General features: G+C 70.0%; 3 protein-coding genes and 2 pseudogenes. 3 read left to right on the forward strand and 2 right to left on the reverse strand.

The window, feature by feature from the left end; genetic code table 11:
* Positions 1-487 (reverse strand): annotated as a pseudogene (locus FV223_RS25700) (ATP-binding protein); the annotation flags it as partial.
* Here FV223_RS25700 and FV223_RS25705 point away from each other — a divergent pair.
* The 3 genes and pseudogenes from FV223_RS25705 to FV223_RS25715 all read left to right on the forward strand — a co-directional run.
* Positions 480-698: pseudogene (locus FV223_RS25705) on the forward strand (ATP-binding protein); the annotation flags it as partial. The pseudogenes FV223_RS25700 and FV223_RS25705 overlap by 8 nt on opposite strands.
* Before the next feature lie 65 nt (positions 699-763).
* Positions 764-1,090 (forward strand): type II toxin-antitoxin system RelE/ParE family toxin, encoded by a 327-nt coding sequence (locus tag FV223_RS25710; RefSeq protein ID WP_147729592.1) that lies wholly within the window; start codon positions 764-766, stop codon positions 1,088-1,090.
* Positions 1,090-1,422: a transcriptional regulator gene (locus tag FV223_RS25715; RefSeq protein WP_147729593.1), complete on the forward strand. Its 333-nt coding sequence runs from the start codon at positions 1,090-1,092 to the stop codon at positions 1,420-1,422. The genes FV223_RS25710 and FV223_RS25715 overlap by 1 nt, the downstream gene beginning before the upstream one ends.
* A 52-nt stretch (positions 1,423-1,474) precedes the next feature.
* Here FV223_RS25715 and FV223_RS25720 read toward each other — a convergent pair whose 3' ends face one another.
* Positions 1,475-2,197: a glutathione S-transferase gene (locus tag FV223_RS25720; protein WP_147729594.1), complete on the reverse strand. Its 723-nt coding sequence runs from the start codon at positions 2,195-2,197 to the stop codon at positions 1,475-1,477.
* Positions 2,198-2,237 lie beyond the last annotated feature (40 nt).

Consider the following 2,237-nt stretch of genomic DNA (forward strand, 5'->3'; position numbering starts at 1 on the left):
CCCGCGAGGCGGCCTCGCGCGAGCCCTCGGCCGGCGGCGGCAGGATCAGGTCGGCGGCGGTCACCGCCGCGACCTCGATGCGCATGTCGATCCGGTCGAGCAACGGCCCGGAGATGCGGGCGCCGTACTGCGCCATGCAACGTTCGTTCGGGCCACGTCGGCAGGCATAGCCCGGCTCCAGCGCCTGCCTGCACCGGCACGGGTTCATCGCGGCGACCAGCTGGAAGCGGGCCGGGTAGGTGATGCGGTGGTTGGCGCGCGCGATCATGATCTCGCCGGTCTCCATCGGCTGGCGCAGCGAATCGAGGACCTGCGGCGTGAACTCGGGAAGCTCGTCGAGGAACAGCACGCCGCCATGGGCCAGGGAGGCCTCGCCCGGCCGCGCGTTGATCCCGCCGCCGACGAGCGCCGCCATCGAGGCCGAATGGTGCGGCTGCCGGAACGGGCGCCGATCCGACAGCCGCCCCTCCTTCAGCTCCCCGGCCAGCCTGATCGAGCGGGTTGCCGCCCCGGATGCCGACGGCGCCGCGCTGATCCGCACCGCCGCCGAGAGCATGCGGCTGACCGCCCGCGGCTTCCACCGGACGCTGCGCGTCGCCCGCACGCTCGCCGACCTCGACGGCGAGCCGACGGTTCGCCGCCTCCACCTCGCCGAAGCGCTGTCGTATCGCGGGCGGGGGGAGAAGGCGGCCTCGTGAGACGGGCAACGCTGACGAGCGGAACGATGTCGCCTTGTATGGTGCCCTATATGGTACTATCCTGAGTGAAGATCCTCGAATTCATCGACGATTCCCATCGATCGCCGTTCGCCGACTGGTTCGGCAGGCTCGATCCGTTCGCTGCGGCCAAGGTGACGATCGCGCTGGCACGGATCGAGAAGGGCAATCTCTCCCATGTCAAATCCGTCGGCTCGGGGGTGCAGGAATACCGGCTCGATTTCGGTCCGGGCTACCGATTGTATTTCGGCAGAGACGGCGAAACATTGATCATTCTGCTCTGCGGCGGCACGAAGCGCCGTCAGCAAGCCGACATCGATCGGGCGATCGAGAATTGGGTCGCCTACAAGCAACGCAAGGAGCAAGGACGCTGATGCCGCTTACGCGCAGTTTCAAGGACACCGTGAAGGCGCGTGCCGCGCGCGATCCGGCCTTTCGGGAGGCCCTGCTGACGGAGGCGGTCGAGAGCTTCCTTGCCGGCGAGATCGACGTCGGCAAGACGGTGTTGCGCGACTACATCCACGCGACCATCGGGTTCGAGCGCCTTGCCACCGAAACCGGCTCCTCGACGAAGAGCTTGATGCGGATGCTCAGCGCCGCTGGAAACCCGACGGCCAGCAACTTGTTCTCGATCCTTGGCACCGTTCAGAAGGAAGCCGGCCTGCGTCTCACGGTGACGGCGGGGCGGTCGACCGCGTCCAGCTGATCGCAGTCCTCGCGTCGGCGCCCCAAGATCGCTCAGGGCCGCCGCCCCGGCGTCATCCGTCGAGCGCGGCGTAGCGGCGGAAGATGCCCTGCTCGTTGAACGGGATCCGGCGCGGGCTCGCGAGGTAGGCCGCGATCCGCGGGCGCACCGCGACCGTCGCGTGCAGCGCGGCCACGCGCGGATGGTCGGGGAGCCGCGCCGCCATCGCTTTCGGGAAGGCGTAGCGCAGCCCGTCGATCAGCTGGAACAGCGACAGGTCGGCGTAGCTCAGGCGATCGCCGACGAGGTGGGTGCCGTCGTTGCGGGTGAGCACGTGCTCGAACCACGCCAAGAACTCGGGGATGCGGTCGGCGCGGAAATGCGCGGCGCGGCGCGCGGCTTCGGTCGTCTGGTCCTCGTAGGCGAGGCCGGCCGCGATCGGGTGGTGGGTGTCGTGCGCCTCGGCCACCATGTCGGCGATGGTGAGCTGGATCTGGTGCGTCCAGATCCGCTCGCCCTCGGCCGCTCCGACCAACCCGAGCCGCGGGCCGAGATAGAGCAGGATCGCCGCCGTCTGCCCGACGACCACGTCGCCGTCGCGCAGGAAGGGCGGTGCGAAGGCCGGGCGCGGCTCGTCGAGATCCTCCAGGATCCGCGTCAGCGCCGGCAGGCCGAGACCGTCGGTCTCCGCCTCGCGGGCGACGTCGACGTAGGCCGCGCCGGCCTCTTCCAGGGCGAGGCGCACGAACTCGCCGCGGCCCTGCAGCATCGGCCAGTAATAGAGCTCGTAGGGCATCGCCGCGCCGTCACGCGCGCGGCGTCACTCGCCCGGGGCC

Origin of the sequence: Methylobacterium sp. WL116 (assembly GCF_008039455.1) — a bacterium.
Lineage (GTDB): Bacteria > Pseudomonadota > Alphaproteobacteria > Rhizobiales > Beijerinckiaceae > Methylobacterium.

Excerpts from the sequence above, each read along its gene's own strand:
- FV223_RS25720 (WP_147729594.1), bottom strand. The coding sequence starts at position 2,197 with ATGCCCTACGAGCTCTATTACTGGCCGATGCTGCAGGGCCGCGGCGAG.
- FV223_RS25715 (WP_147729593.1), top strand. The coding sequence starts at position 1,090 with ATGCCGCTTACGCGCAGTTTCAAGGACACCGTGAAGGCGCGTGCCGCG.